General features: G+C 54.4%; 27 protein-coding genes and 1 pseudogene. 8 read left to right on the top strand and 20 right to left on the bottom strand.

Annotated features, from left to right (window positions below; translation table 11 throughout):
- Positions 1-34: 34 nt before the first annotated feature.
- Positions 35-658 carry an arginine exporter ArgO gene (gene argO, locus F3J40_RS16400; RefSeq protein ID WP_017349299.1) on the bottom strand — a complete coding sequence of 208 codons (624 nt, stop codon included), beginning with the start codon at positions 656-658 and terminating at the stop codon, positions 35-37.
- A gap of 178 nt (positions 659-836) precedes the next feature.
- Here argO and acuI point away from each other — a divergent pair, with 178 nt between their 5' ends.
- Positions 837-1,823, top strand: coding sequence for an acrylyl-CoA reductase (NADPH) (acuI, locus tag F3J40_RS16395; RefSeq protein ID WP_167016288.1), 987 nt, complete (start codon positions 837-839; stop codon positions 1,821-1,823).
- A 501-nt stretch (positions 1,824-2,324) separates the two neighbouring features.
- On the opposite strand, the gene F3J40_RS16390 is transcribed toward acuI, so the two are convergent.
- From F3J40_RS16390 to F3J40_RS16370, 5 genes are read right to left on the bottom strand one after another with little or no spacing between them, the layout of a single operon-like run.
- Positions 2,325-3,104 (bottom strand): heme ABC transporter ATP-binding protein, encoded by a 780-nt coding sequence (locus F3J40_RS16390; RefSeq protein WP_167016286.1) that lies wholly within the window; start codon positions 3,102-3,104, stop codon positions 2,325-2,327.
- The gene (locus F3J40_RS16385) at positions 3,101-4,102 is read right to left on the bottom strand and encodes a FecCD family ABC transporter permease (protein WP_167016284.1); all 1,002 of its coding nucleotides are present in this window, start codon (positions 4,100-4,102) and stop codon (positions 3,101-3,103) included. The genes F3J40_RS16390 and F3J40_RS16385 overlap by 4 nt, the downstream gene beginning before the upstream one ends.
- Complete coding sequence (locus tag F3J40_RS16380; protein WP_167016282.1) at positions 4,095-4,916, bottom strand: heme/hemin ABC transporter substrate-binding protein; 822 nt, start codon at positions 4,914-4,916, stop codon at positions 4,095-4,097. Before F3J40_RS16380 ends, F3J40_RS16385 begins: the two co-directional genes overlap by 8 nt.
- Positions 4,913-5,944, bottom strand: coding sequence for a hemin-degrading factor (locus F3J40_RS16375; RefSeq protein WP_017349725.1), 1,032 nt, complete (start codon positions 5,942-5,944; stop codon positions 4,913-4,915). The genes F3J40_RS16380 and F3J40_RS16375 overlap by 4 nt, the downstream gene beginning before the upstream one ends.
- Positions 5,945-5,994: 50 nt before the next feature.
- Positions 5,995-8,391 carry a TonB-dependent receptor domain-containing protein gene (locus F3J40_RS16370; RefSeq protein ID WP_167016280.1) on the bottom strand — a complete coding sequence of 799 codons (2,397 nt, stop codon included), beginning with the start codon at positions 8,389-8,391 and terminating at the stop codon, positions 5,995-5,997.
- 240 nt (positions 8,392-8,631) lie between these two features.
- Between F3J40_RS16370 and F3J40_RS16365 the strand changes: the two genes are divergently transcribed.
- Positions 8,632-8,931, top strand: coding sequence for an Rdx family protein (locus F3J40_RS16365; protein WP_017349727.1), 300 nt, complete (start codon positions 8,632-8,634; stop codon positions 8,929-8,931).
- A gap of 11 nt (positions 8,932-8,942) precedes the next feature.
- Here F3J40_RS16365 and F3J40_RS16360 read toward each other — a convergent pair whose 3' ends face one another.
- Positions 8,943-9,167 (bottom strand): hypothetical protein, encoded by a 225-nt coding sequence (locus F3J40_RS16360; protein WP_205297399.1) that lies wholly within the window; start codon positions 9,165-9,167, stop codon positions 8,943-8,945.
- Between the two features lie 159 nt (positions 9,168-9,326).
- Positions 9,327-9,413: pseudogene (locus F3J40_RS16355) on the bottom strand (transposase); the annotation flags it as partial.
- Positions 9,414-9,536: 123 nt separating this feature from the next.
- Here F3J40_RS16355 and F3J40_RS16350 point away from each other — a divergent pair.
- Positions 9,537-10,628 (top strand): RNA-guided endonuclease InsQ/TnpB family protein, encoded by a 1,092-nt coding sequence (locus tag F3J40_RS16350; protein ID WP_167016278.1) that lies wholly within the window; start codon positions 9,537-9,539, stop codon positions 10,626-10,628.
- Positions 10,629-10,645: 17 nt separating this feature from the next.
- Here the strand turns inward: F3J40_RS16350 and F3J40_RS16345 are convergent, their stop codons facing one another.
- From F3J40_RS16345 to F3J40_RS16300, 10 genes are all read right to left on the bottom strand, one after another.
- Positions 10,646-11,389, bottom strand: coding sequence for a UbiD family decarboxylase (locus tag F3J40_RS16345; RefSeq protein ID WP_167016275.1), 744 nt, complete (start codon positions 11,387-11,389; stop codon positions 10,646-10,648).
- A 189-nt stretch (positions 11,390-11,578) separates the two neighbouring features.
- A complete protein-coding gene (locus F3J40_RS16340) occupies positions 11,579-12,115 on the bottom strand; it encodes a PadR family transcriptional regulator (protein ID WP_240155496.1) in 537 nt (178 codons plus the stop codon).
- A gap of 81 nt (positions 12,116-12,196) precedes the next feature.
- On the bottom strand, positions 12,197-12,991 hold the full coding sequence (locus tag F3J40_RS16335) for a siderophore-interacting protein (protein ID WP_167016273.1): 795 nt from the start codon (positions 12,989-12,991) through the stop codon (positions 12,197-12,199).
- A 32-nt stretch (positions 12,992-13,023) separates the two neighbouring features.
- Entirely contained in the window at positions 13,024-13,752 is a 729-nt protein-coding gene (locus F3J40_RS16330; protein WP_167016271.1) for an SDR family NAD(P)-dependent oxidoreductase, read from the bottom strand.
- Between the two features lie 9 nt (positions 13,753-13,761).
- Entirely contained in the window at positions 13,762-14,193 is a 432-nt protein-coding gene (locus F3J40_RS16325; protein ID WP_167016269.1) for a GlcG/HbpS family heme-binding protein, read from the bottom strand.
- Between the two features lie 285 nt (positions 14,194-14,478).
- Entirely contained in the window at positions 14,479-14,667 is a 189-nt protein-coding gene (locus tag F3J40_RS16320) for a hypothetical protein (RefSeq protein WP_017348298.1), read from the bottom strand.
- Positions 14,668-14,827: 160 nt separating this feature from the next.
- Positions 14,828-15,697: a helix-turn-helix domain-containing protein gene (locus F3J40_RS16315; RefSeq protein WP_167016267.1), complete on the bottom strand. Its 870-nt coding sequence runs from the start codon at positions 15,695-15,697 to the stop codon at positions 14,828-14,830.
- A 169-nt stretch (positions 15,698-15,866) separates the two neighbouring features.
- On the bottom strand, positions 15,867-16,034 hold the full coding sequence (locus F3J40_RS16310) for a DUF2474 domain-containing protein (protein WP_017348300.1): 168 nt from the start codon (positions 16,032-16,034) through the stop codon (positions 15,867-15,869).
- 1 nt (position 16,035) lies between these two features.
- Positions 16,036-17,040 (bottom strand): cytochrome d ubiquinol oxidase subunit II, encoded by a 1,005-nt coding sequence (gene cydB / locus F3J40_RS16305; protein ID WP_017348301.1) that lies wholly within the window; start codon positions 17,038-17,040, stop codon positions 16,036-16,038.
- Between the two features lies 1 nt (position 17,041).
- Positions 17,042-18,463, bottom strand: a complete 1,422-nt coding sequence (locus F3J40_RS16300) for a cytochrome ubiquinol oxidase subunit I (RefSeq protein WP_017348302.1) — start codon at positions 18,461-18,463, stop codon at positions 17,042-17,044.
- A 759-nt stretch (positions 18,464-19,222) separates the two neighbouring features.
- On the opposite strand from F3J40_RS16300, the gene treF reads away from it, so the two are divergent.
- Entirely contained in the window at positions 19,223-20,881 is a 1,659-nt protein-coding gene (treF, locus tag F3J40_RS16295; protein ID WP_369410952.1) for an alpha,alpha-trehalase TreF, read from the top strand.
- Between the two features lie 71 nt (positions 20,882-20,952).
- On the opposite strand, the gene ampE is transcribed toward treF, so the two are convergent.
- On the bottom strand, positions 20,953-21,807 hold the full coding sequence (gene ampE, locus F3J40_RS16290) for a beta-lactamase regulator AmpE (RefSeq protein WP_167016263.1): 855 nt from the start codon (positions 21,805-21,807) through the stop codon (positions 20,953-20,955).
- 16 nt (positions 21,808-21,823) lie between these two features.
- Positions 21,824-22,375, bottom strand: a complete 552-nt coding sequence (ampD, locus tag F3J40_RS16285; RefSeq protein ID WP_167016261.1) for a 1,6-anhydro-N-acetylmuramyl-L-alanine amidase AmpD — start codon at positions 22,373-22,375, stop codon at positions 21,824-21,826.
- A 196-nt stretch (positions 22,376-22,571) separates the two neighbouring features.
- Here ampD and nadC point away from each other — a divergent pair, with 196 nt between their 5' ends.
- The 4 genes from nadC (at position 22,572) to hofC (ending at position 26,690) form a co-directional block, all read left to right on the top strand.
- The gene (nadC, locus tag F3J40_RS16280) at positions 22,572-23,462 is read left to right on the top strand and encodes a carboxylating nicotinate-nucleotide diphosphorylase (protein WP_167016259.1); all 891 of its coding nucleotides are present in this window, start codon (positions 22,572-22,574) and stop codon (positions 23,460-23,462) included.
- 169 nt (positions 23,463-23,631) lie between these two features.
- A complete protein-coding gene (gene ppdD, locus F3J40_RS16275; protein ID WP_167016257.1) occupies positions 23,632-24,078 on the top strand; it encodes a prepilin peptidase-dependent pilin in 447 nt (148 codons plus the stop codon).
- Positions 24,075-25,478 carry a type II secretion system protein GspE gene (gspE, locus tag F3J40_RS16270; protein ID WP_167016255.1) on the top strand — a complete coding sequence of 468 codons (1,404 nt, stop codon included), beginning with the start codon at positions 24,075-24,077 and terminating at the stop codon, positions 25,476-25,478. Before ppdD ends, gspE begins: the two co-directional genes overlap by 4 nt.
- A 12-nt stretch (positions 25,479-25,490) precedes the next feature.
- A complete protein-coding gene (gene hofC / locus F3J40_RS16265) occupies positions 25,491-26,690 on the top strand; it encodes a protein transport protein HofC (RefSeq protein WP_167016253.1) in 1,200 nt (399 codons plus the stop codon).
- Positions 26,691-26,755: the final 65 nt, after the last annotated feature.

Genomic DNA, 26,755 nt, shown 5'->3' with positions numbered 1-26,755 from the left:
GCAAAGATTTTCCGCCACCGCGACTTTCCTGCGCTTAAAACGCCGCAATCCCCTGGCGAGCCAGTTGAAAAGCGATGAGCCACATTACACTGCCGACCAGCAGGTTAATGATGCGCTGAGCGCGAACCGTGCGTAATAGCGGTGCCAGCCAGGCTGCCATCAGGGCGAGACCAAAGAACCATAGCAGAGAAGCCGTTACCGTGCCGAGTGCGAACCAGCGACGCGCCAGCGCATCCGGGAGTTGCCCCCCAATGCTGCCGAGCACAACAAAGGTATCAATATAGACGTGAGGGTTGAGCCAGGTTACCGCCATCATGGTCGCAATAATGCGCCAGCGCCCCTGATTCAGCACCGTTTCATCGGCAAAGTTGACGTTGCCACTGACCGCCGTACGCAATGCACCCCAGCCATACCAGAGCAGGAAGGCGACACCAGCCCAGGTAATCAGTTGCAGCAACAGGGGCGACTGCAAAAGCAGCGCACTACCGCCAAAGATGCCGCCGCAAATCAGCGCAATATCACTCAAAGTACACAACAGAGCCGTCATCAGGTGATACTGACGCTTAACGCCCTGGTTCATGACAAACGCATTCTGTGGGCCAAGCGGTAAAATCAGCGAAGCACCCAGAGCAACACCTTGAAAATAAACGGATAACACAATATTCATTCCTGTAAACGAGTGGTCTGCGCGCAGTATAAGGGGAGTAAATCATTAGATGAAATTTAAATTTTTAATACGTCATCAGAATATCTAATGGTCGCGATCGCTATTTTACGTCTGGCGATAGGCGAGCGTAGTATGGCTGTAACTTTTCGATCCTTAAGCCGGAGGCTGCATGTTCAAGGCGTTAGTTATTGATAACGATGAGCAAGGTTATCGCACCACACTGAAAACACTCGATGACGCACAGTTACCTCAGCAAGATGTGACGCTCAATGTGCGCTACTCCACGCTGAACTATAAAGACGCGTTAGCCATCCTGAATAAAGGGCCGATTGTGCGCCAGTTTCCGCTGGTGCCGGGCATTGATTTTGTGGGTGACGTGCTCGCCAGCGATCACCCGAAGTGGGAGAAGAATACCAGTGCCATTTTGACCGGCTGGGGCGTAGGAGAGAAACATTGGGGCGGGCTGGCACAGAAAGCCCGCGTTTCAGGTGAGTGGCTGGTGCCGTTACCCGCAGGATTACGTGCTCAACATGCGATGGCGATCGGCACCGCAGGCTTTACCGCCATGCTGTGTGTCATGGCGTTAGAGCGTCAGGGGATCACCCCAGAACGTGGTCCTGTATTGGTGACCGGAGCCAGTGGGGGAGTCGGGAGTTTTAGCGTGAGTTTGTTGGCGCGTCTCGGGTTCGAGGTGATTGCGGCCAGCGGACGCGCCAGTGACGAGCAGTATTTGATTGAAACACTGGGGGCCGTGCAGGTGTTGGATCGCAGCGAGTTGAGCCAGCCCGGCAAGCCGTTAGCGAAAGAGCGTTGGGCCGCCGCGATTGATAGCGTGGGCAGCCATACGTTGAGTAATGTGCTGGCTGGCATCCAGCGAGATGGCGTTGTCGCCGCATGCGGCATGGCGCAGGGGCTCGATTTACCCACCAGCGTCGCGCCCTTTATTTTACGCGGTGTCACCCTGGCAGGCGTTGATAGTGTGATGTGTCCACTGGCGCGTCGTGAGCAGGCATGGCAGCGCCTCGCCGAACTGACCGATGGCACTTTGCTGGATAAGATGACTCAGGTGATCCCGCTGAGTGAAGCAGTGAAGGGTGCTGAAGATTTACTCGCCGGGAAAGTACGTGGCCGCCTGATTGTGGACTGCCAGCGCTGATGACTGGAGGGTGAGGTTGAGGTCAAAACACTTGTCTGTGAAACCCAGATACCTCGGCCTGTCAGGGCAATCGGGCTGCGACGTGGCTCGCTCCGATTACCCTGCCCTCCGAAATCCATACGATGCGGTTGTCTGAAAGTAGGCCGTCTGGAAGATGAATATTAAAACTCACCAACGGCTCAAGCCTGTGGCAGCCGCACTGCTGCCGTTGGGAAGATAATGGGGGGTATGATAGCAAATGCCTCTGGCATATGGATGTGCCAGCGGATCGTAGGGATGCAGATTCCTTTGCGGTCATACCCCCCATTGTCTGACCTGCCACCTGAATCCACAGCGGCTTTTCAGCACCGAGAACCCAAAGTCTAAACCAGCACTGAGAAACCAAGGTCTAAACCAGCACCGAGACACTTCCGATCTTCAGGGAAATGGGGCAGCGCACTGGCCCCCAAGCCCATAACGGCTTCTGACGCAGAAGCATTACAACTGACTGCCCTATCCCACTCACTGCCTGAGCTGAATATGCGGTCGGCCATTCTCTTCATTGCGAGTCACCTGAACATCCGCCTGATACCAGCGGGTCAGTACGTCTTCGGTCATCACCTCTTGTGGCGTGCCCTGCGCGACTAACTTACCCTGATGCAACAGCAAAATACGGTCAGCCCACAACGACGCCAGATTGAGATCGTGTACCACGGCACACACGCTCAAACGGGGCTGACGCGTTAGCTTATGCAACAGACGCAGGGTTTGCTGCTGCCAGTACAGATCCAATGCGGAAGTTGGCTCATCCAGAAACAGCCAACCTTGCGGTGCGTCGTCTTGCCACAACTGGCTAAGCACGCGCGCCAACTGTACCCGCTGCTGCTCACCCCCACTGAGCTGGCGATAGTCACGCTTTGCCAGTTCATCGCAGCCGGTCATGGCCATCACCTGCTGCACAATGCTGGCACTGTGCAGCGAAGGCCAGGGCGCACGTCCCATCGCCACCACATCCTCAGCGGGTTGAGAAAACGTCATCACATTCTGCTGACGCATCACCGCACGGCGTTGTGCCAGCTTTGCCCGATCCCACTCCGTCAGCGCCTGCTGCCCCAAACGACATTCCCCGCTGTCCGCAGGTAAAAAGCCGGTCAACAGACGCAACAATGTCGACTTACCGGCACCGTTCGGGCCAATCAGCGCCACCATTTCACCGGGATAGAGCGTGACATTAAGATCGTCAATCAACTTGCGCGATCCACGCGTATAAGTCAGATTTTCAGCATGAAGCGTATCGATCATTCCTCAATCCCTCGCTGCCGTTGCAAGATCTGCCACAGGAACCAGGGGCCACCAATCAGGCTGGTCAACAGACCTACCGGCATTTCAGCCGGGATCACCACCGTGCGCGCCAGCGTATCCGCCAACAGTAGCAAGATGGCACCGGCCAATGCTGAGCCAGGCAACATCCAGCGATGATCGCTGCCAAGAACAAAGCGCATCAGATGGGGAACCACCAGCCCGACAAAGCCAATAATGCCGCTCACCGAAACGGCAGTGCCTACCAGTAATGCACTGAGAATGAGTAATTTGCGCTGGGTGCGTTTCACATCCACGCCCATATAATGCGCATCTTCCTCACCTAACTGCAGCAAATTGAGCGAACGTGCGAGTAGCTGCATCATCAACAAGGCCGGGATGATTAACACACCGCATACCGCCAGTGCAGGCCACTGCGCCTGACCCAGGCTGCCCATGCCCCACAGCGATAACGTCCGCAGTTGGGCATCATTGCTCAGCCAGGAGAGTACGCCCACCGCTGCGCCGCATAACGCATTAATCGCAATTCCAACCAGCAGCAACCGGGAGAGATTACCCCGTGCTAAGCGGCTAAAGCTGAAAATCAGCAGCGTCACCAGCAAGCTGCCGATAAAGGCGGCAATCATTGGTAGCCACAGGGCCAGAAAAGGCGGCAAAGCCAGTGGCAAGATAATCGATATCGCCACGGCAAGGCTGGCACCGCTGCTGATCCCCAATAATCCAGGATCGGCTAACGGGTTACGAAACAGCCCCTGCATCACTGCACCCGACACCGCCAGCGCCATCCCCAACAGCACGGCTAACAGCACACGGGGTAAGCGAATATTCAGCCAGACTTGCCAACTGATATCACTTAACGGCGCGCGGTACAGCGCTGGGATAGAGAGCCGCATCGCACCGAGATTGGCGGCGATCACCATCGCCACCACCAGCAATACCAGCATGAGTAACAGCCAGCGTGTTAGCGACCCTTTACTCATGTTTCAGTGATTCAGCCGCTTTACGCAATTGCACAATCGCCTTAGGCGTATCCAGACCAAAGCCGAGCAGCGCCATCTCATCGACCACGAGCAGATTATGGTGCTTCCCGGCTGGAGTCAGCGCCAGGCCTGGCAGCTGCCACACTTTCTCTTCACCGCCGAAACTTTGCAGGCCATCAGAGCCCACCACCACCAGATCCGGAGCTGCCGCCACCACACCTTCCTGTGAAAGCTCCTTATAATGGGGCACTGCCGCCATCGCATTCACCAGGCCCGCCTCGTGGATCGCGCTGTCTGCCGCAGTTTGTGTCCCTGCGGCCATCGCTTTCATTCCACTGTGAGACATAATAAACAGCACTTTCACCGGCAATGGCTGATGAGAGAGTTGGGCCAGCTGCTTCGACACTTTGGCTTCCAGTTCCGTTGCTTCCTGCTCATGATGCAACGCCTTGCCGATGGTCGAAATTTTGCTGGAGATCGCCTGCAAGCTGTTATCTCCCGTGACCTCAACCACCTTCACGCCAGACTGACTCAGCTGCTGCAAGACCAACGAAGGCTTGGCCTGCTCGCTGGCTAATACCAGCGTGGGATGCAGCGCCAGAATGCCTTCTGCATTCAGCTGACGCATATAGCCGATATCGGGCAGCTTAGTGGCCTGTGCTGGCTGCATGCTGGTGCTATCACGCGCCACCAGATCTTGCTGCGCCCCCAGCGCATACACAATCTGGGTGACATCACCGCCAATCGACACCACACGTTCAGCCGCCAGGGTAGGCAGCGCAACCAGCAGTAACAGCAAGCTTAAACGCTTCATGCTGCCTCCCCTGCCACCGCCAGGGTCTCTAACTGCTCACGCCAACGTGCTTGCTCTGGCGTCCCTTCCGTGCGCTGGCCGTACAGCTGCGCAATCTGGGTGCCATCTGCGGCAAACAGCTCAAGGCTGGTTACATAGCCATCTCCGCTGGGTTTACGGGTTACCCAGCTCTCACTGATGTGATTTTCCATCAGATGCAGGGTGAAGGTGCTGTTGAAGACGTTGATCCAGTTCTCCATCGGCATCAGTTTTTCGATCGCACCGGTGAAGATCTGCGTGCAGCCACGGTTGCCGATAAAGATCATGATCTCGTTGGCATCCTGCTGCGCCAGGTTCAGGATCTGAGCCAGCGCATCGTTGCTGACCTGGCGCGCCAGATCGTCGCCTACCGCACGGAAAGCCTGCTGGCGTGAGATGTTATGACGCTTCAACAGGCCAAAGAACTGATGCACATCGGTCATTTCACGCCATGCGCTATCCAGCGCTGCGGCATCAACCTCTTGCGCCCAACTGTTAGCCGCCGCTGGCACCCATTCGAGTGCTTCAGGGTTAGCAGTGCTGAACTGTGCGATCAACGCCTGCCAGGCTGCCATGTCGGTATTCTCGGTGGTATAGATCTTCAGTACCGCATCACCGTGGCGATCAAAAATTTGCACGCTATGGCGTTCGCCACGCGGGCTCTGTTCGCTCAGGGCAAAAGCACTGTGCCACTGAGAAGGGAATAAACGCTGATCGAGCGCACGCGGATTGAGCACCAGACCCGCATGTTCACCCAGACGCAAGTTGGTGTAATGACCGACCTGCTCATGTACAGCGTACTCATTACGGGTAATGCTTTTGGTTTCGCCTACCGCTTCCAGGGCCGCCAGCAGCGCCGGGAAATCGGTATTCAATGCCTGTGCATCCACGCCAACGCGTGCTTCACACAGCTGGGCTTCACCAATACCCATCAGGGTAGCCAGGTCGCGCGCATATTTTTTTGGATGTTCTGTTTTCAGCGCCAGGTATTGTTGATAAGTCGGATTCATATCATTGCTCCATATAAATGCCCTGCGTTACCGCAGGGCAGACTGTGTTATTAGAAGTCGACGTTCACACCCAGTTGGAAGGTGCGACCCGGCGCCATTGAAAGCTGTGAGTCATAGTAATTCTGGTCGGTTTTGCTGGAGGTAGACTCCAGATCGCGGTTGCTGAGGTAATCCCAGTATTTACGATCGGTCAGGTTGTAGATCCCCCCGCTCACCTTCACATTCTTGCTGATACGATAGTACGCGGTCAGGTCCACCAGCGCGTAGCCAGGGATGTTCTGGTAGTAGCTATCGCTGGTCGTCCCGATCGATGAACCTGAATTGGTATACGTCTGACGCTGCGTATAGGTTGCGCGCTTACCGTGGTTAAAGGTAGCGGTAATTGCACCACCGAAACGCTGTTCTGGATCGTCATACGCAACGCCGGTGATCAGGCGAATCGGTGGCACGCTCTCCAGCGGAACATATTTGTCACCCAGATAGCTGGACTTAGACGCGCCCTGCGCATAACCGAAGCCCAGGTTCGCACTCAGGCCGTTAACCTGTGGGAACCAGGTACCGAAGTTGAACTTGCTGCCAAGCTCGAAGCCGTAGATATAGGCTTTATCACGGTTCTCCGCGCGGTAAGCGGTGGAGATATTGCTCGGAATATCAGTGAAGACTTCCGGGCTAGTACTACGTGAATAACGGGTGTAATCGATAAAGTTTTTGTAGCTGTTGTAGAAGGTCGCTGCTGAGATCGCCACGCCTTCAACCGCTTCACCTTTCAGACCAAACTCGAAGTTATTACTGGTCTCAGTTTTCAGGTCAGTATTACCCATCAACGCGTATTGTGCGTTTGCAGCCGACAAGTAGTTAGACGACAGGTTCCATGAGCCGTAAAGCTGGCTGGCGTTCGGGAACTGTGCACCACGCTTGTACTGCAGGTAAGTCATCAGCTTCGGCGTCAGGTCATACTGGAACACCAGTGATGGCAGCAGCTGAGCATCATTGAAGTGCTTACCATACAGCGTGGCAATGTCACTGGTAGAGAGATCCGCCGCGCCACCTGCCAGCGTTGAGTAATCTTGCGCTTTGGTGTTCTGATAAGCGAAACGCACGCCTGGAATGATCGAGAAGGTATGACCGTTCAGATCCCAGCTCATGGTGTCTTCGACAAACGCACCAAACGCCAGCGTACGGCTGTTAGCTTCTGGTGGTGAAATATAGCTGTAAACGCTTTGCGCTGGGCTTTGCGAGTATGGACGCTCGGTCGTGTTGGTGCTGCCGTTCATCCCAAAGCTGAATTTGTTAAACGCCCAACTTTTCTCACCCTTGGTTTCCAGGCTCAGCGTCTTGGTGTTGTAATCAGAGTAGATGTTGTAGGCACTGCTCGAACCATTGGCAGGTATCGCACTGTCATCATGTGCCTGGGTCTGCTGGAAGGAGAGGCTGGTTTCCAGGCTGTCGATCAGCAGGTTGTTATCTGGCGTCCACAGGTCGCGCAGCGTACCGCTCCAACGGCGAGTGTTGCTGCTCTGGTTTTCACGCCCGAGGATCGAGGTGGTGCCAGTGCCCCAGTAGTCAAAGTTGGTATGGCTGGTTTTGTGGTAGAACTCCAGCGTGGCACTCAGCTGATTCTCACTGTTTGGCTGCCAGATTCCGGTGGCAGAGAAGGCATCAGAGTGCCAGTTGGCCGGATAGGCATCAATGGTGCCGCTGTTGTTGCGGGTTTGCTGACCATCGCGGCGGCTGTAAACCAAAATACCGCGCAGGGTTTCATCGCCGCCAGCCGCGGTGATGCCGTTGTGCCAGCTACGATCGGTAGAATCGTAGTCGCTCTGGTAGCCGAAATAGGTGTGTTTTTCCGGGGTCAGGTAATCGTCTGGTGATTTCGGACGGAAGGAGACTGAACCGCCCAAGGCGTTGTTTTTGTAAGAGACGTCAGTCGCCCCTTCCACAATGCCCACCTGGCCGTAGACATACGGATCGATGTAATCGCCACGGCCAATGCCAAAGGTATTCGAGCCTGCACGGCCCACGGAGCTACGTCCGGTGGCAAACGGCAGTTCAATCCCGTCAACGTCGATGGACACACGGTTATCTTCCAGGCCACGAATGTTGTAGCCGGTGAAACCGCCACGGTCACCGGTGTAACCACTTTTACCGGTGTTACCGCCGCCCGCAGCACCAGGTGCTGTGATCAGCGGCTGGTAGCGCATGATGTTGCCGAAATTGTTCGATCCCTGCTTTTGCAGCTGATCGGCAGTGATCACCGTACGGCTACCCGGCTTTTTCTCCAGTGGCGCAGTAACGGTAAGCACTGGATCGTTGCCCGCGCTTTTCTTGTCAGAAATCGCCAGATCCTGGCTGGTCGCAGCATAGCCGCAAGCCGCGTGGATCGCCGAGGCCAGTATCGCCGTTTTGAACAGACGTTGTGTAGTTAATCCCTGAATAATTGAGGACATAGACGCGAATTACCCGATTTAATTGTTAGTATTCGCTCACGGTGCTTGCTTCCGATGACAAAAAACGGACTTAAAAACCCGTTATAAAGTAATGAGTTATTTTATGATAAGAATGATTTCGGCAAAAAATGTAATGCAAACACGAATGCTTATCAATAATCTTTACGTTAAGATGTATCTTACCGCACGATTTGCTAATTCAATTTCGCGCTGAAAAATAGGCCTGATTCGGAGTCTCTCATGTCACAAAAACCTACTGTTACCCTGCTCTACTGCACGCAATGCAACTGGCTGCTGCGTTCCGCCTGGATGGCACAAGAGCTGCTGCATACCTTTGCCGATGACCTCGCCGCCGTCACGCTGCAACCCGGCACCGGTGGCGTATTTGAGATCCGGATTGATGGGCATTTGATCTGGGAACGCAAACAAGATGGCGGTTTCCCGGACGCCTCGACGCTTAAGCAGCGCGTGCGCGATTACTGCTTCCCGGATCGTCCGTTGGGACATGTAGATAAAAAGAAAGCGGACCCGCAGGCGTAACGCTACAGCGCTTAATGCTCGTGATCCTGCAGCCAGAGTAAGCGATCCTGTGCCGTACTCAGTGTCACAATCGCTGGCCGATAGATAGCAAATTTTTCGGCCAGCGGGCAGGCCAGATAGCGACCTTGCGGGCTGGAGACATATTCCGAGCGGGGGATAAAAGCCGCGCCGTCAAAGCCCTGCTCCATCATCTCCAGAATCAGTTTGGGTTCAGAGACCTTAATGCTGATGTTCACCTGTGACAGGCTATCAAACAGCTTGCTACGCAGGATTTCGTAGGTGCCTTCTCCCCCAATGCGAATGTGAGTCAGGTTGAGCGGTGTTTCACCAAGACTTTTCGCGGGAAGCCCCTTCCTTTTAGGTGGGGGAGGAAGAGCGAAGCCCGCGCAAGCGGGCTAATGAGGGCGGCTCTGTTGCTCAATGTATTTCTTAATGACTTCAAGTGGCGCTCCGCCCACGCTACCCGCGAAGTACGACGGCGATCACAGCGTATTTGGCTTCCGTGCAGGTTTATGCAGGTCTTAATGGTGCCATGTCATCTTTCTGCTGCTAACGCGATAAACTCACCTTTATTGATTTAATTTTGACCTGTAATTTAGCTCGCCATGAGCATTCAGACCAAAACATTATCAGTCAGGGTTAAAGACAAACACGCCGCCGTATTGCGGCAGATGGCGTTTGAGGTCAATCAGGTCTTTAATCTGGCAAACGAGATAACCAGCGCGGCACACAGCAACGCGGGCGCTTTTGGTCCGCAGGTTCCCAGATGGCTATCGGCGTTTGATGTTCAAAAACTCACGGCGGGGATTCAGAAAGAACGTGGCTATACCATCGGCAGCGCTACCGTACAGGAAGTGATCGCCGACCACGGCAAGGCACGGAAACAGTGTAAACGTTCCCGGCTGCGCTGGCGCGTCAGTGGTGGCGCTCGCCGTTCCCTGGGCTGGATCCCGTTTAAATCACGGGCGGCGCAGTGGCAGAACGGCTGCGTGAAGTTTGCAGGCCACTTCCTTAAAGTCTGGGACAGCTACGGCCTGAGCGGCTACACATTCCGCGCCGGGAGCTTTTCAGAAGACAGCCGGGGGCGCTGGTACTTCAATATCTGCGTGCAGGTCGACACCGCGCCGACCACCGGCACAACTGCTGTTGGTATAGACCTGGGATTAAAAGACTACGCCACCCCGTCAGAGGGTGAAGCGCTGGAGGCAGGGCGTTTCTATCGTGACCTGGAGCCCGCGTTAGGCAAGGCGCAGCGGGCAGGCAAGAAAGCCCGTGTCCGCGCCATTCATGCAAAAATAAAGAACCGCCGCAAAGATGCCCTGCATAAATACAGCACGGCGCTGGTAAACCGCCATGCGGCAATCTTCGTCGGCGATGTGAGCAGCAGCCAGTTAGCCAAAACCAGAATGGCGAAGAGCGTTTTAGACGCTGGCTGGGCGATGCTCAAAACACAACTGGAATACAAAGCGATAGCGCGGTCAGTGGTGTTTGAAGTGGTCAACGAAAGGTATTCCACCCAGGCGTGTTCGTGTTGCGGAGCCATCTCCGACAACAGTCCGAAAGGTAGAGCAGGTCTGCGAATAAGAGCATGGACTTGTTGTGAGTGCGGAATCACTCATGACCGCGACGTCAACGCCGCAAAGAACATACTCGCGGCAGGACATTGCCGTCTGGCTGCAGGAATCCCTGCCCTTTAGGGCGGGGAGGATGTCAATTACTCAAAATCGGGTAGAAAACGTTTCACATCGACATGCATGAACTTCGAACGTTCGAAATGATGTTTCAGGTGAAACGGCACGGTGCAGTCGAACACGGTTTTCGTGGTCATTCCCGGTTCCAGGTTGCTCGCGCTGTACTCCGGCATTTGTGAAGGGTCCAGCGGGTGACAGCGGACGCCAGGGATCGTGATGGTGTCGATATCCCCTTGATAGCGGGTTTGCATCGCCCACAAGATGTCATCGGTATCGAAGATATCGACATCCTCATCCACCAGAATGACGTTTTTCAGCTCAGGGAATGCCGCAAAGGCAATGATCGCCGCCTGGCGCTGGCGGCCTTCATCCACGGGAGAGGCCTTTTTAAACTGAATCACTGCCAGCAGCTTGCCGCCGCCCGATGTGAGGACAGGGTCCACGGCGTGATGCACGGATTCACGCAGCAAAAAGCCTAGCTTCTCTGGTGGGCAATCCAGCAGATGCCCGACACGCTCGCGGGTGGCCATCATTCCGGTCACTACGCGCACACCGGGGAAGCCTTTCACCTGGTTAAACATCATTGCCGGACCCTTTCGGGTTGGACGTTCACAGGTGCCGCCTGCCCCGACATAGCGATAAACCCCAGACAGTTCGGCTTCAGGATTCACTTCGGTATCGGTTGAGACATATTCACCGGGGATGGTTTGCAAGCGGGCAATTGCCGAGCGCAGATCGTGAACGGGGGACTTATTATTTTGCGACATGTTTTTCTCCTGGTATTAAAATAATGCAACAGGGAGAAAAATAGCGCCTGAGATTAATAAATAAAACTACCGTTTACATCTGGCTAATAAACCTTTTTGGTTTACGTAAATTAAAGAAAAGAGAAGTGCGCCATTAGCCTCATGGCGCAACATTCAGAAATAGATTAATGGGATTATTTTGTTTTATTCTCAGGATGATGCAATTTTTTCAGCCGCTTCGTTCATCGCCGCAATCACTTTATCCAGTGATGCCTGAGAGATATTTTCCTGCGACAGTCGTAAATTCAGCGCACTGCGCAAATTATGAATAGACTTTTCGACATCGGGAATATTGCGGTTATTCACCAGAACGGCCATGGAAGACAAACGCTGAATCAGGCTCGCGATCTGTTCGCTGCTTTCAGCAAGGATTTCACTGCCTGCTTTATTCAAGCTATAGGCTTTACGGGAAGCCTGTGCATCCACCACGGAGATGGCATCCGTCTCTTCTAACAACGTCAGATTAGGATAAATAATCCCTGGGCTGGGTGAGTATTCCCCTTTTGAAAGCTCTTCCACGGACTTAATCAGTTCATAACCGTGGGCCGGACTTTGCGCAAGGAAGTGCAACATCAGCAAACGAATATCGCTGGCATCCAGCATTTTTTCACGCCGTTTGCGGCGTCCCGAACAGCTACCGCGAGCAGAAGTATCAGTAGGACAGACGTGTGCCGGAGGCTGTTTCATTACTTATCCAGGGGAGAATTCAAGGGAGGTAGATAGTAGTGTGCCACCCGGCAAAATTCAACACGGGTGGCGGCAATGCAGTTATTTCTTAAGATGCCAGTAAGCCACAGCGCGCACGTAATCGCTGTCCAGGCCACAGCGTTCAGTGAAATAGTCACTGAGGGTTTTCACAAACTCGCCTTCTCCGGTGAGCCAGACGAAATACTCTTCGGTGGGGATGGAGACTTTGCTGATCTCTGCAATCAGTTGTCCCAGGTTATCGCTGTGCATATTACCACTGCCCAGCCAGGTCACATTGATACCGCTGAGGTCGCCAAGGTATTCACGGCCAGTGGCTTCATCAGCATACGCAAAGACATGGACCTGCTCTGCCTGCAAATCGTCCTTACGGCGTTTGAACGCGGGCAAACCACTCTCATCCAGTACATACAACTGTACCGCATAGTCTGCCGGGATAATCAGTGAACCACGTGGGCCCCCCACCGCCAGTTTATCGCCTACTTTAGCCCGATCGGCCCAACCGCTGGCCACCCCGCCCTCGTGAATGTAGAAATCCAGCGTCAGGCTGGACTCGCCATCAAAAGCCAGTGGCGTATAGTCACGCGCGGGTGGACGGACGCCGTCCGGCCAGACGATGCCTTCTTCCGTCATGGTAGGCAGTTGCAGTTCAGTACTGCCTTCCGCCGGGATAAAGACTTTGATGTGGTCTTCAAAGCTGGGGGAGTTGAAGCCCGCCAGATCTTCACCACTAAAGGTCACGCGCCAGAAAGCGTTGGCGATTTTTTCTTTGCTTGCAACGGTAACGTGGCGAAAGCGTAATTCATTACGTACCCGCTGTGGTGCACGGCTTACGGTTTCATTCTGTTTTTTAGCCAAAAGATAACTCCTGTGGTCAGCTGTGGCGGCAATTAGCCCAGCATTACGCCGCCATCGACTGCAATTTGTTGTCCGGTAATAAAATCATTTTTCATCAGGAACAGATAGGCATCGGCCAGTTCATCAATCTCTGCGGTGCGCGCAAGCGGAATGACAGAGGCGAAATGCTGTCTCGTCTGTTCAACCTGTTCTGTTGGCTGGTCACGCCAGAACGGCGTAACGGTCCAGGTAGGCGCAACGCAGTTGACGCGTAGCTTTGGTGCCACTTCGGCGGCCAGCCCCTGAACCAGCATCACAATGCCCTGGTTGCCAACTAAACTGGCGCAGGCGTGCTGCGGTTTCCCGCCGGTGCCTGCGGTAAAAATCAGTGACCCGCCGGGACGGACTTTCTCCGCCGCCAGCTTGCCAATCAAAACATTCGTCAGGAATTTAGAGTGGATAACCCGCTCAATCAGCGCCATATCTGCGGCAAGAAAACCACCGCCCATGGCATCACCCACCATCGACACCAGATGATCACAAGGCGTAATCTGCGCAAACGCCGCGCGTAATGCCTCGTGATCGTGTGCATCCACTGCCAGCGTAGCGCGAATTTCCGCCCCTTGCTGTGACAGCGCTTCACTGGCTTGCGCTAAACGTTGCTCATTGCGTCCGACCAGCGTCAGCACTGCGCCTTGCTGCGCCGCTCGCTCAGCAACACGGAAACCAATCCCTGAACTTCCACCCACCACCACCAGATGTTTGTTGTTTAAGTCAGACATGGCTTTTCCTTACTCGCCTAATGCCAACGCGGCCTCGATGGCCACCAGAGAGTCATTCTCACCGTGCGCGCCACTGATCCCCACCGCGCCAATCACTTCACCGTGTAACCAGATAGGTACGCCACCTTCCAGTGGCGTCACCCCTGGCGTGGCCAGGAAACTCGGCTTGCCGCTGTTGATAAAGGTTTCAAACTCTTTTGACGGTGCCTGCAACAGTGCTGCCGTGCGGGCTTTCCCTTGCGCCACCGCGGGGCTGATACCAATCGCATGGTCTGCGCGATCCAGAGTGACTAACTCACCAGCCCGATCGACAACTGCCACGCTGATGTTCCAGCCATGCTGTGCCGCAACCTGTAATGCAGCCGCTGCCACTTTACGGGCAGCGGTATGAGAAATGGTGCGATGGCTCAGCGCCACGCTGGAATCAGATTGTGCTGCCATAATGTGCCTCTCGCGAATCCGCGCATGTAGATAGTGGGTGAAATCGAAACTCATTCTCAACTTCCCACACCCTACTCATGATATATCTTATTCGCAATGTCATAAAATGCTATACCGATCGGTACTGATGAAAATAGCGCTTCTGGCTAAATGTTAAGGAGGGCGTAAAGGATTGAGGGTTTTTACCGGCTGTTCAGGGGCAGCGTGAAACGCAGAGAGAGGCGGCGCGTCTCACGCAAAATTGTTAACGGGGTGTTACAGAAAGAAGAGTGCCGCTACGCAGCATTAATTCACAGTGCCATCACAACCCGCCGCTGCGCCACCGTCACCGCCGTAACGTGCATCACCAAAAATTTCCTGCGCCTGGCAGTTATTTTGCTGCGGATGTAATCCCCCTGCGAGTTGCGCATGGGCCTGGGTAGTGAAAGGCATGATGACCAGCACAGCCAGCATCATCAGAATTGAACGTTTCATGGTTTTTGTCGTGTTGTGGCCAGAGTAGGCCGGAGTGCCATACAGATTGCAGTCAGAGCAGGCGTCATCGTCTACTCTGTCATCAAGATCTATTTTACGCCACTGTGAGGAGAGGGATTATAAAATTGTGCTGAAAGCAGGCGCCTCCAGCACATTCCGCTTAGTCGACGCGAGTCACCGGAATAGAGAACATGCCGGTGAGCCACTCACTGGACGATTGTTGCATCTCCAGACGCAGCAGATCTTTCCCCTCACGCCGCGCCACTCCCAGTTCCGGCAAGTGGTTGTAGTACATCTCAGCAATAAACGGGTTGATCTGTTCCGGCGTCCCCTGCCACTGGATAGTGGCATAAAGTCCCGCAGGTGCCGTCCAGCCAACAGCATGGTTGGTGAGCTTATCTTGATGATGGCTCTCCAGCGCCTGATACAGGCTAATCTGCTGCTGTTCAGCCCCTGACTGCCCCGGCCCATACTGGAACCCCAGCCAGCCGCGTGAGCTGTGCTGACCGGCAAAGTTCACAAAGCGCCTGGCATGTTCCGCTACGATGTTTGCCTGTTGGGGAACAAATTCGCCAAATGCGCACTCCCACTCCGCCACTTCACCGCACAAGTGCAGTTCATCACGCGTGATCAGCTGCGCCACGCCACTGCCGTGTTCCGTGCTGATGCGTCCGTGAAAGCCTCTAAAGTGCAGCTCAGGAATGCGGCGAAAGACACCGGGCGTGATCATGAAATGACTTTTGAATACGCGGGTGAAATTTTGTTGGTTTTCAAAACCAAAACGCACAGCGATATCGATCAAAGAGAGGCGAGTCAGGCGCAAAGCCATAGCGGCAATGGTCAGGCGTCTTTTTCTGGTATAAGAGGCCAGGGTCTGTCCGGTGATCTCTTTGAACATACGCTGCATATGCCATCTGGAATAGCCGGATTTCGCCGTGATCGACTCGATGTTGAGATCGTCGGTCAGATTCGCTTCAATCCAGTCCACCAGATCGTGGATGTACTGTTGTTTTACCTGAAGACTAAGCATTTCCGTGCGGATCTTATGTGAAGAAAACTGATGAAATCGTCATCAAAATATAACAAAAACGTATTAGCTATGTAAGGAATGGTAAATGCGAAGCGGCAAAAACAGCACTATTTGTGCAGGGATTGATGCCCCCATCACCAGAGCAACGGGGGCCGAGATAACACTAACTTTAATGTGTGCGCATACCCGCCGCAGACATCATCAGGCGAAATATCCATGCAACGCCTGCAAGGGCTAACACACTGGCGCTGTAAATCACCATCAGCCACAGTATTCGCTGCCACCACGGACTTTTGGGCTGCGTTTCTGTTTTCATCATGCCGACTTTAAATTGCATCTCAGTGATATCCTTCATCCGCTTTGATTTTCCCCCGGAATACGTAGTAGCTCCAGAAGGTGTAGCCCAGAATCACCGGGATAATCAGCAAACCGCCAATCAGCATAAAGGCCTGACTGTTTGCCGGAGAAGCCGCCTGCCAGATACTGATAGAAGGCGGAATAATGTTCGGCCAGATACTGATGCCCAAACCGGAGAAGCCAAGGAATATCAGCGCCAGCGTGAGCATGAAGGGAGCATAGTGAGCCTCACGTTTCAGCGCACGGATAAGCCCCCATGAACAGAGCAGCACCAACAAGGGCACCGGCAGGAACCAGAACAGATTGGGCAGTGAGAACCAACGATGGGCAATGTCGTTGTGCGTGAGCGGCGTCCACAGGCTAATAATCCCCACCACAACCAGCAGCGCCAGCGTCAGTGGCAGGGCCAGAGTCGTCATTTTGCGGTGCAGTTGATGTTCGGTTTTCATAATCAACCAGGTACTGCCCAGCAGTGCATAAGCAATCACCAGCCCCACGCCACAAAACAGAGGGAAAGGTGCTAACCAGCTCATCGCCGATCCAGCATAAGCCCGCCCCACCACCGGAAATCCGTTCAGAATCGCCCCAACGGCAACCCCCTGGCTAAAAGTCGCCAACAGAGAACCGGCAATAAACGATTTATCCCAGAACGGCCGGTGCTCTTCCGTGGCTTTAAAGCGAAACTCAAACGCGACGCCACGGAAAATCAGCCCAATCAGCATGGCCGTCAGGGGAATTGAAAGTGCGTCAAGCAGCACGGAGTAAGCCAGTGGAAAAGCACCGTACAGCCCTGCACCGCCAAGCACCAGCCAGGTTTCATTGCCATCCCAGACCGGTGCCACCGTGTTGACCATCATGTCGCGCTCAACCGGATCTTTGTTGAACGGCAGCAGTAACCCAATGCCAAGGTCAAACCCATCCATAACGATGTACATCAGGGTACTGAAGACAATGATGGCAAACCAGATAACAGAAAAGTCGACCATGTTAGCGTTCCTCATCCTGACGGTTGTTGAGATGAGCAGCAGAAAGCGGGCGTGCCGGGGTTTTATGTTGCCCCGGACCACCGTGCTCAACTTCACTCCCTTCGCCCGTCACTGGGCCAGCTTTAATCAGGCGCATCATGTAGTGATACCCCACGCCAAACACCGAGCAGTACACGAGAATAAAGGCCAGCAAACTGATACTCATGTGCAGACCACTGTGCAGTGACACCGCATCAATCGTCCGTTGAACCCCGTATACCACCCAAGGCTGACGGCCCATTTCTGTGGTGATCCACCCGGCGAGTATCGCAATCAATCCTGAGGGGCCCATTAACAGGCAGAACCAGAGGAAAGGCCGCGATTCATAGAGGCGTTTTCTAAAGCGCAGCCACAGGCTAATCAGCCCCATGCCAATCATCAGCAGCCCCAGCGCCACCATCACGCGGAAGGACCAAAAGATCACGGTCGAATTTGGCCGATCTTCTTTTGGGAAGGTTTTGAGCGCCGGAATCTGCTTGTGCAGGCTGTGGGTCAAAATCAGGCTGCCAAGATAAGGAATTTCAATGGCATATTTGGTGCGCTCCTGTTCCATATCCGGAATACCAAACAGAATCAATGGCGTGGCTTCTCCAGGAGGATTTTCCCAATGTCCTTCAATGGCAGCGATTTTGGCGGGCTGATACTCAAGGGTATTGAGCCCATGCGCATCACCGAGAAACGCCTGAATCGGCGAGACAATCAGCGCCATCCACAGCGCCATCGAGAACATCTTACGTACTGCGGGGTTGTTATTACCGCGCAACAGATGCCAGGCGGCAGAAGCCCCCACAAAAAAGGCACTGGCAAGGAAAGCCCCCGTAGACATATGCAGCAAGCGGAACGGGAAGGAGGGGTTAAAGATCACCTTCAACCAGTCGACGGGAACCACCACGCCATTCTCAATAATGTAGCCCTGCGGGGTATGCATCCAACTGTTGGAAGCGAGGATCCAGAACGTCGAGAAAATCGTTCCCAGCGCCACCATGCAGGTGGCAAAGAAGTGCAGCCCAGGGCCAACGCGATTCCAGCCAAACAGCATCACACCCAGGAACCCGGCCTCAAGGAAGAAGGCCGTCAGGACTTCATACGTTAACAGCGGGCCGGTAATACTCCCGGCAAACTGAGAAAAACCACTCCAGTTAGTACCGAACTGATAGGCCATCACCAGGCCCGAGACTACCCCCATACCAAAGTTGACCGCGAAGACTTTGGACCAGAAATGGTACAAATCACGGTAGGTTGTGTTGCGTGTTTTCAGCCACATCCCTTCAAGCACTGCCAGAAAGCTGGCAAGACCGATGGTGATGGCCGGAAATATGATGTGGAAAGAGACAGTAAAGGCGAACTGTATCCTTGCCAGGTGGAAGGCATCTAATCCAAACATTGCTTACCTCGTTGCCAGCAGCAACACCAAGTGTTTCACTAAAAAATCAATAAATTGCAGCCGAGACGCACTGCGTTTTAATTAAAAGCTCACTGTAGATTTTAGGAAAAACACGAGACTGGAAACATAAACAGTCAGATGTATAAAAACTATAACAGTCAGAATTAATTTCGCGATTTTTTCTGATGACAAATGAGTATGTTAAAAGTTATGAGCCTGACGCAGGGCAATGGGTAAACATGCAGGTTATTTACTGAGAGATTAGAAACAGAAATTTATTCAGCATTTCACTGAGTTAAAAATATACCTGTGGAAATGAATGCGCCATGGATGAATACCTTCCCACAGGATAAAACGTGAGTTGTTAAAAAATACGATAACTTTTCGCCATGCAATTAACAATTCAAGCGTAGACGATAAGAATTTCTATTGATGCCTGCTTTCTGACAGAAAGACGCCTCTTTCCTGCCAACACCCAGGTTCCTGAGCACAAAATGATCACCTGACGCACGCAGGGTTATGTCAGGAAATGCTTTTTTTCTTCAACCCGCCTCGGTATCTGTTACAGCACGCAAGAATAGTCCGATACCTCTTTTTTTTCTTAACTCACTCAGTACGTTGTTTTGCGGCGTTTTTTCTGCAAAATCGTGATCAATAGACAATTTTTATTACGTTCATAGACAAACTGCATTGTTAACGGCGGGAATCAGCAGACTATAATTTGTGCTTTGCGCAACCAGGACTGTTCAGGAGGCCGCCATTAATACTTATCGCCAGGAAAACAAAGCCGTCGATCCGGTTCGTAGTGAGGCGGAAGTTGAGTATCAATTCGATCCCCACGAACTGAAACGAGAAGGCATGCAGGATTCAGAGCCGGAACCCGAGCTCATCGAAGGCCTGCCCGCACCGGACGCCTTGACGCCTGCCGACCGTTATCTGGAGCTGTTTGAAGATGTGCAGATGGCGCGTATCTTCCCGGATAGCAAAACGTTTCCCGACTGCTCACCCAAATATGATCCGCTGGATGTGCTGATTCACTACCGCCGTCAGCGCAAAAACAGTGAGTTTGATCTCAAACGCTTTGTACACGATCACTTCTACCTGCCTGGGGTAAATGAAAGCTTTTACGTTTCGAACCCCGATAAGAGCCTCAATGAACACATTGACGATCTCTGGCCGGTTTTAACCAAGATGCCACAGCAGCATATGCCCTTTTCCTCGCTACTGCCGTTGCCGAAACCCTATGTGGTACCCGGCGGTCGTTTTGGCGAGACCTATTACTGGGACTCTTACTTCACCATGCTCGGCCTGGCGGACAGTGGACGAGACGATCTCCTGCGCCACATGGCAGATAACTTTGCCTGGTTGATTGATAACTATGGCCACGTGCCCAACGGGAACCGCACCTACTATCTTAGCCGTTCACAACCGCCGGTCTTTGCACTGATGGTTGAACTGTTTGAGGAGGACGGCATTCGCGGTGCGAAACGTTATCTCGACCAGTTGATGAAAGAGTATCAGTTCTGGATGGACGGTGCGGGTGAGCTCATGCCGCACCAGGCTTATCGCCACGTGGTGAGAATGCCGAACGGGTCGTTACTCAATCGCTATTGGGACGATCGCGATACACCCCGTGATGAATCCTGGCTGGAAGATGTGGAAACCGCGAAGCAATCTCGTCGACCTGCCAATGAAGTCTATCGTGACCTACGCGCTGGGGCGGCTTCCGGCTGGGATTACTCTTCCCGCTGGCTGCGCGATCCAAAACGGCTGGCCAGCATTCGCACCACGCAGTTTATCCCGGTGGATCTCAACGCCTTCTTGTACAAGCTGGAAGTGATGATTGCCGCACTCTCGCGCGCCAAAGGGGAAGAGCTGACGGCGCTGGCGTGGCAGAACAAAGCGGAAACGCGTAAAAAAGCCATCAATCACTACCTGTGGGACAAGACTGCGGGTGTCTTCCGTGATTACGACTGGCGTCGGGAACGTTTTGGTGCCTTCACCGCAGCCGCCGTGGTGCCGCTGTTTGTCGGTCTTGCCAGCCCTAAACAAGCACACTTGCAGGCAATTGCCCTCCGCCACCTGCTGTTAACGCCAGGCGGATTGGTCAGTTCAATGGTCGAGAGCGGCGAGCAATGGGATAAGCCTAACGGTTGGGCACCGTTGCAGTGGATGGCCGTTCAGGGGCTGAACCAATACGGTGAAGAGCGGCTCGCAACTGAAATTGCGGTTAACTGGCTGACGACCGTGAACAACTTCTATCAATTGCACCACAAGCTGGTCGAAAAATATGACATCAGTGGCGATCGGGCGCGCCCCGGTGGCGGTGGTGAATACCCATTACAGGATGGCTTCGGCTGGACCAACGGTGTGACGCGCCGTCTGATGAGTATGTACAGCCACCTGCTGGCAGATTAACGGGTTTGCACGCCAGTGCCTGTATCCTCCTGCAATATCTCCGGGGATACAGGCATGCTCTCATTACTGCTTTACACCAGTGTGCCGTAAATCGTCAGCAGCGCGACCACCACGACCAGTACCAACGAAATCCGTTTGGCGAGCGCCACCGCAACACGTGGCGTTTCGATTTTATCCATATGGGGATCGCGTTCCAGGGAGAACTGCGCAAGGCTGGTCAACACCTGGTACTGAGAACGACGGAAGTCGGCCAGTGAGGCAAACCACGCAGGCAAGGCTTTCTCACCGTGGCCCAGCAGCGCGTAGGCAACGCCAGCCAAACGTACCGGGATCCAGTCCAGGACATGCAGCAGACGGTCCACACCGGACTGAGCGCGATTAAGCGGCGTCTCATGCTTTGCCAGGTATCCCTGCCAGGCGCGTATCACGCTATATCCCACCAGTAATACCGGGCCCACCGGGCCGCCAACCACAAACCAAAACAGCGGGCCAAGATAAAAACGGAAGTTAATCCAGATCAGCGCATTTTGTAGCTCACGCAGAAATTCACTCTCACTGCACTCTACCGCCACACCGTGAATCAACGTCAGCTCTTGCGCCATCGCCTGATGGGCCGCTTCATCATTGTGAGTCGCGGCTTTGAGATAGGCATGGTAGTGAAGGCGGACAGAGCCGGCACCAATACAGAGTAGTCCGGTGATTATCCAGAAAGCCAGTTGTGCTGCGCCGAACAACAGCCCTTTCAGGCACCAGATAAGTACCCCGGTAACCACCATCGCCATCACCAATAACAGCAGAGTACGCGTGAGTGAAAAATGGTGACGGCGGCGGAACAGCGGCTCCAGGCGGTGCTCTAGCTGCCAGTGTTCCCCCAGTTTGAACAGACGTTCCCAACCTAAAACCAGTAATAAAGTAAACAGCGTCATACTTACTCCAGTGAAATTACGGCAAGGGTTGCTGCAATAATTGCTGATACATCTCCCAGTTAAAAGCAGGACCCGGATCGGTTTTACGCCCCGGAGCAATATCGCTGTGCCCGGTAATGCGCTGTGGCGTAACCGGATAGTGCAGCATTAGCAAACGGGTGACTTCACCCAGCGCCTGGTATTGCGCTTCGGTGTAAGGCAGGTCATCGGTGCCTTCCAGCTCGATGCCGATAGAGAAATCGTTGCAGTTTTCACGCCCTTCAAACTGCGAAACACCCGCGTGCCAGGCGCGCTGATCGAATGGCACATACTGCACCACTTCGCCATCACGGCGAATCAAGCAGTGCGCAGCCACGCGCAGATGAGCAATCTCAGCAAAATAGGGGTGGGCCTCAGCAGGCAACGTGCCGCTAAACAGCCGATCAATCCAGGGGCCGCCAAACTCGCCGGGCGGTAGACTGATATTATGGATCACCAACAGTGACGGCACTTCGTCATCAGGACGTTGATTAAAATGCGGGGACGGTACTCTGCGTGCGGCGCTAAGCCAGCCCTGTTCCAGTTTCATATGAGTTATCTCCTTCTGGCCCGGCTGAGAATAGCATGAATCACATCAGGGTCTTGAGAGTTTGTGTTGTCCGGCTCACGCATCACACCGGCAATGTTCAGTATACTAAACATTAATCACATAACCTGTAGCATCCTGGCCCAGCCCAGGCTAAGGTGACAGACTTAATTCCTTAGATAACCGGAGTAAACCAGCTATGTCTACGCGTCGCTATGACCCGGACAATCGTCGTACTGCCTTGATTCACCGGATTGAAGAAGATATCCCTGAAGCGGTGGAGCGCGCCCTGGCAGAAGATTTAGGCGGGAGCGTTGATGCCAATGGTGACATCACTGCTCAGTTGCTGCCAGAGGAAGCGCAAGCCCATGCTCGCGTCATTACCCGCGAGGCCGGTGTTTTCTGTGGTAAACGCTGGGTGGAAGAAGTGTTTATTCAGCTTGGGCAGCGCACGACGTTGACATGGCATGTCGATGATGGCGATACGCTGGTGGCCGATCAGCTGCTATTTGAAATTCAGGGGCCAGCACGCCTGCTGCTTACCGCAGAACGCACCGCGCTGAATTTCGTCCAGACACTCTCCGGTGTCGCCACTCAGGTGCAGGAGTATGTGGCCTTGCTGGAAGGCACCAGAGCACAGCTACTGGATACCCGTAAAACCATCCCAGGACTGCGTACTGCGCTGAAATATGCCGTGCTGTGCGGCGGTGGTAGTAATCATCGTCTGGGATTATCGGACGCGTTTCTGATTAAAGAGAATCACATCATTGCCAGCGGTTCGATTCAGCAGGCGGTGGAACGTGCGATGTGGATGCACCCTGATGTTCCGGTTGAAGTGGAAGTTGAGAGCATGCAAGAGCTTCAGCAGGCACTGGATGCCGGTGCAGATATCATCATGTTGGATAACTTCTCTCTGGCAGACATGCAGCAAGCCGTGCAACTCACCGATGACCGTGCACAGCTGGAAGTTTCCGGCAATGTCACCGTAGAGACGCTGGCTGCCATCGCCCAGACGGGGGTGGACTATATCTCGGTGGGGGCGCTAACCAAGCATCTTCGCGCGCTGGACCTCTCCATGCGCTTTATTTAATGCCCGCTGCGAGTACGCGCTTTTCTGCGTGCGTGCTCGCAACCTGATGCTGGCCTGCTGCAACACGCCCATTTTCTCTACGCACGGCTTTCCAACTTCATCCTTACGCCCTGTTCAATGCCCCCTTTCCTCCCCAGGATGACAGCCTTCATCACAAGGAGGCAAACATATGCGTTATCAACAAGGATTTACTCTGGTCGAACTGATGATTGTGGTGGGGATCGTCGCGATTCTCAGCGCAATTGGCCTACCCGCCTATCAGAACTACCTGCAACGCGCCGCGTTGACCGACATGCTCCAGACCATGCTGCCCTACAAAACGGCTGTTGAACTGTGCGCTATCGAAAGCGGTGGGCCCGATCAGTGCCAGGCGGGCGATAAAGGCATCCCGGCGGCCCGGACGTCGAGGTATGTCTCTGCTCTTACTGTACTGAAAGGGAATATTAAACTCACTGGCCAGGAGAGCCTGCAGGGGCTCACCGTCGAAATGCGTCCACAGTGGAGTGATACCGAGGGGACCCTCGACTGGCAGCGGCGGTGTGAAAGCAGCAATCAAAGCCTGCGTAAACAGTGTGAAGAGCAGTTCCGCTTTGCTGATGTCGGCGGTGCGCCATGAGAGAACCCCACACGGTAGTGCATCAACTCTGCCAGCGTTTTAATGCTGTGGTCCTGCATCTGGATGAACGTGTCTTACGTGTAGCGGTCGCCGATACCGTCCCGGAGGAGATGAGCGAAACACTGCGCTTTGCCTGCCAGCGTCTGATTGAAGTGGAGTGCTGGCCGCAGGCGCGTATTGATCAACTCCAGCAACAAAACCAAACCACGAATGATGCCGTCTCTGAGGCGCATGGCGAAACGGCCAGCGCCGCCTTAGATCAGCTGCTGCGGCTTGCCATCCAGCGTCGTGCCTCAGACATTCACCTTGAGCCCCAGACCAGCGGCTTACGCATTCGTCTACGCATTGACGGTGTACTGCAAGGAGTAGCGAGGATGCCAGAAGTCTCTTCATGTGGGTTACTTGCCCGGCTGAAGGTGCTGGCTGGTCTGGATATTGCCGAGCGTCGCTTGCCGCAGGATGGACAGTTTACCCGTGAAATAGATCAGCAAACCGCCTCTTTTCGCCTTGCAACTCTCCCCGTCATGGGGGGAGAAAAAGCGGTGATTCGACTGCTTCAAAGCCAGTCCAGCGGCTTGTCGCTGGAGAAGCTGGGCCTGCCGGCTCGCCAGCTGCGCCAGTTAAACATGGCACTCCAGCAACCGCAGGGGCTGATTCTGGTGACGGGCCCCACAGGTAGCGGCAAAACCTTTACGCTATATAGCAGCCTGAGTGCGTTGAACCAGAATGGCAAAAATTTGTGTAGCGTAGAGGATCCGGTTGAGATCCCCCTTGCGGGTGTGAATCAGACCCAGGTCAATCCCAAGAGCGGCCTCGATTTTAACCGTGTGCTACGTGCGCTACTGCGACAGGATCCTGATGTCATCATGATTGGGGAAATTCGCGATATCGAAACCGCTGAAATCGCCGTAAAAGCGGCACAAACCGGGCATCTGGTGCTCTCAACCCTTCACACCAACTCCACGGGAGAAACCCTCACCCGCCTGCGTCAAATGGGGATTCCAGGCTATTTGATTGGCTCCGCGCTGCGTTTAATCATCGCTCAGCGCCTGGTGCGCAGGCTGTGTCCGCACTGCCGCCAGCCCGCACAAGCTCTGGCTCATCTGCCCACGGAACAATGGCCGGGCACCCTCCAGACCTGGCGAGCCGCGGGTTGCGATCACTGCTTTTCCGGTTATTTTGGCCGTATTGCGCTATTTGAGGTGCTGGTGGTAACACCGCGCATTCAGAACGCCATTAATGCCGATCTGCCGTTGGAGTCCGTGCTGCAACTGGCAAAGCAGCAAGGGATGCACAGCCTGATCCAGTCCGGGCTGGAGGCTGTGAGCCGGGGAGAAACCTCGTTTGAGGAGATGCAGCGCATCACCGGGTTGGAAAACGATGCGCCAGAAACCCTGTAACGGGCGAGCAGCATGAGCCGGTTGGCGCTGTACCACTGGCAGGCTGCCGATTGCCGCGGCGCGCTCCAGTGCGGCACCCTGTTGGCAGCAACCCGGCACGAAGTACTCCAGCGCTTAGCCGGGCAAGACCTGTTGCCCGTTAGGCTCCAGCGTAAAAAGAGCTGGCGTAAACAGGAGTGGCAAGGTGTAAAGCGCATTGACGTTATGCGACAGCTTGCCACTCTGCTTAAAGCCGGTTTACCACTCTCGCAGGCGCTTACCTTGCTCAGCGAGGGGGAAAAACATCCTGGGTGGCAGGCGTTGTTGCAGGATTTACGTCTGCGCATCCTCGCGGGAATGCCACTCTCGGAGGCGCTGCGTCGCTGGCCCATGGTATTTCCGCCGCTTTACGCCGCTCTGGTTGAAACCGGCGAGCTTACCGGCCAGCTCGAACACTGCTGTATGCAGTTGGCACAACAGCAGCTACGCCAACGTGAATTGCAGCTCAAAGTCACCAAGGCCCTGCGCTATCCGCTGTTTATCCTGCTGGTTGCCCTGGCCGTGAGCTGCGGTATGCTGCTGTTTGTTCTGCCAGAGTTTGTCGCCGTGTATGCCTCGTTCAACGCGCCACTTCCCGCCTTTACCGCGACAGTGCTATCGCTCTCGACGTGGTTACAGCAGTGGGGATCGGCTCTGCTGCTGTCACTCACTTGCCTCTCGGTGGGTGGTTTGCAACTCTATCGGCGTTCGTCGCGCTGGCAAACGGGGCTACACCGGTTATTGCTGCGAATGCCGCTGGTTGGCCCGCTTTGGCGGGGCAGCCAGCTCAGCCAAATTTATGCGATTCTGCAACTGACACAACAGTCGGGATTGACGCTGTTGACGGGCCTGGCCGCCGTCGAAAAAACCCTGACCAGTCCTCCCTGGCGAGATGCCATCAGCACCCTGCAAAATACCCTTGCCGAGGGGAACACCCTGCACCAGAGCATGGCGTCCAGTGCGCTATTCACCCCGCTCTGCCACCAGCTGATTCGTGTCGGGGAGGAAGCTGGCGCACTGGATGAGATGCTCAACCGCCTTGCCCATTGGCATGAAACTCAGGCCGCAGGCTTGGCCGACAACCTGGCGGCCGCTCTGGAACCGGCGATGATGGTGGTCATCGGGGGGATTGTTGGCGCCCTTGTGATTGCTATGTATTTGCCCGTCTTTGGCCTCGGTGACGTCTTACACTGATCGCCGTCTCTGCGTTACTCTCCTGACTGCGACGAAATTACACTTCAGCTGCGGCTATCTCAGCA

Source organism: Candidatus Pantoea multigeneris, assembly GCF_011752615.1.
GTDB classification, from domain to species: domain Bacteria; phylum Pseudomonadota; class Gammaproteobacteria; order Enterobacterales; family Enterobacteriaceae; genus Pantoea; species Pantoea multigeneris.
This window is presented reverse-complemented; position numbering and strand designations above follow the sequence as displayed.

What these genes read in the sequence shown, in the direction of transcription:
- acuI (WP_167016288.1), top strand. Translation starts at nt 837, where the DNA reads ATGTTCAAGGCGTTAGTTATTGATAACGATGAGCAAGGTTATCGCACC.
- ampD (WP_167016261.1), bottom strand. Translation starts at nt 22,375, where the DNA reads ATGAAACTGGAACAGGGCTGGCTTAGCGCCGCACGCAGAGTACCGTCC.
- F3J40_RS16310 (WP_017348300.1), bottom strand. Translation starts at nt 16,034, where the DNA reads ATGCAATTTAAAGTCGGCATGATGAAAACAGAAACGCAGCCCAAAAGT.
- F3J40_RS16330 (WP_167016271.1), bottom strand. Translation starts at nt 13,752, where the DNA reads ATGTCTGACTTAAACAACAAACATCTGGTGGTGGTGGGTGGAAGTTCA.
- F3J40_RS16340 (WP_240155496.1), bottom strand. Translation starts at nt 12,115, where the DNA reads ATGAAACAGCCTCCGGCACACGTCTGTCCTACTGATACTTCTGCTCGC.
- F3J40_RS16375 (WP_017349725.1), bottom strand. Translation starts at nt 5,944, where the DNA reads ATGAATCCGACTTATCAACAATACCTGGCGCTGAAAACAGAACATCCA.
- ppdD (WP_167016257.1), top strand. Translation starts at nt 23,632, where the DNA reads ATGCGTTATCAACAAGGATTTACTCTGGTCGAACTGATGATTGTGGTG.
- gspE (WP_167016255.1), top strand. Translation starts at nt 24,075, where the DNA reads ATGAGAGAACCCCACACGGTAGTGCATCAACTCTGCCAGCGTTTTAAT.
- F3J40_RS16380 (WP_167016282.1), bottom strand. Translation starts at nt 4,916, where the DNA reads ATGAAGCGTTTAAGCTTGCTGTTACTGCTGGTTGCGCTGCCTACCCTG.
- F3J40_RS16370 (WP_167016280.1), bottom strand. Translation starts at nt 8,391, where the DNA reads ATGTCCTCAATTATTCAGGGATTAACTACACAACGTCTGTTCAAAACG.
- F3J40_RS16390 (WP_167016286.1), bottom strand. Translation starts at nt 3,104, where the DNA reads ATGATCGATACGCTTCATGCTGAAAATCTGACTTATACGCGTGGATCG.
- nadC (WP_167016259.1), top strand. Translation starts at nt 22,572, where the DNA reads ATGTCTACGCGTCGCTATGACCCGGACAATCGTCGTACTGCCTTGATT.
- F3J40_RS16315 (WP_167016267.1), bottom strand. Translation starts at nt 15,697, where the DNA reads ATGCTTAGTCTTCAGGTAAAACAACAGTACATCCACGATCTGGTGGAC.
- F3J40_RS16365 (WP_017349727.1), top strand. Translation starts at nt 8,632, where the DNA reads ATGTCACAAAAACCTACTGTTACCCTGCTCTACTGCACGCAATGCAAC.
- ampE (WP_167016263.1), bottom strand. Translation starts at nt 21,807, where the DNA reads ATGACGCTGTTTACTTTATTACTGGTTTTAGGTTGGGAACGTCTGTTC.
- F3J40_RS16300 (WP_017348302.1), bottom strand. Translation starts at nt 18,463, where the DNA reads ATGTTTGGATTAGATGCCTTCCACCTGGCAAGGATACAGTTCGCCTTT.
- F3J40_RS16345 (WP_167016275.1), bottom strand. Translation starts at nt 11,389, where the DNA reads ATGTCGCAAAATAATAAGTCCCCCGTTCACGATCTGCGCTCGGCAATT.
- F3J40_RS16385 (WP_167016284.1), bottom strand. Translation starts at nt 4,102, where the DNA reads ATGAGTAAAGGGTCGCTAACACGCTGGCTGTTACTCATGCTGGTATTG.
- F3J40_RS16320 (WP_017348298.1), bottom strand. Translation starts at nt 14,667, where the DNA reads ATGAAACGTTCAATTCTGATGATGCTGGCTGTGCTGGTCATCATGCCT.
- hofC (WP_167016253.1), top strand. Translation starts at nt 25,491, where the DNA reads ATGAGCCGGTTGGCGCTGTACCACTGGCAGGCTGCCGATTGCCGCGGC.
- F3J40_RS16325 (WP_167016269.1), bottom strand. Translation starts at nt 14,193, where the DNA reads ATGGCAGCACAATCTGATTCCAGCGTGGCGCTGAGCCATCGCACCATT.
- cydB (WP_017348301.1), bottom strand. Translation starts at nt 17,040, where the DNA reads ATGGTCGACTTTTCTGTTATCTGGTTTGCCATCATTGTCTTCAGTACC.
- F3J40_RS16350 (WP_167016278.1), top strand. Translation starts at nt 9,537, where the DNA reads ATGAGCATTCAGACCAAAACATTATCAGTCAGGGTTAAAGACAAACAC.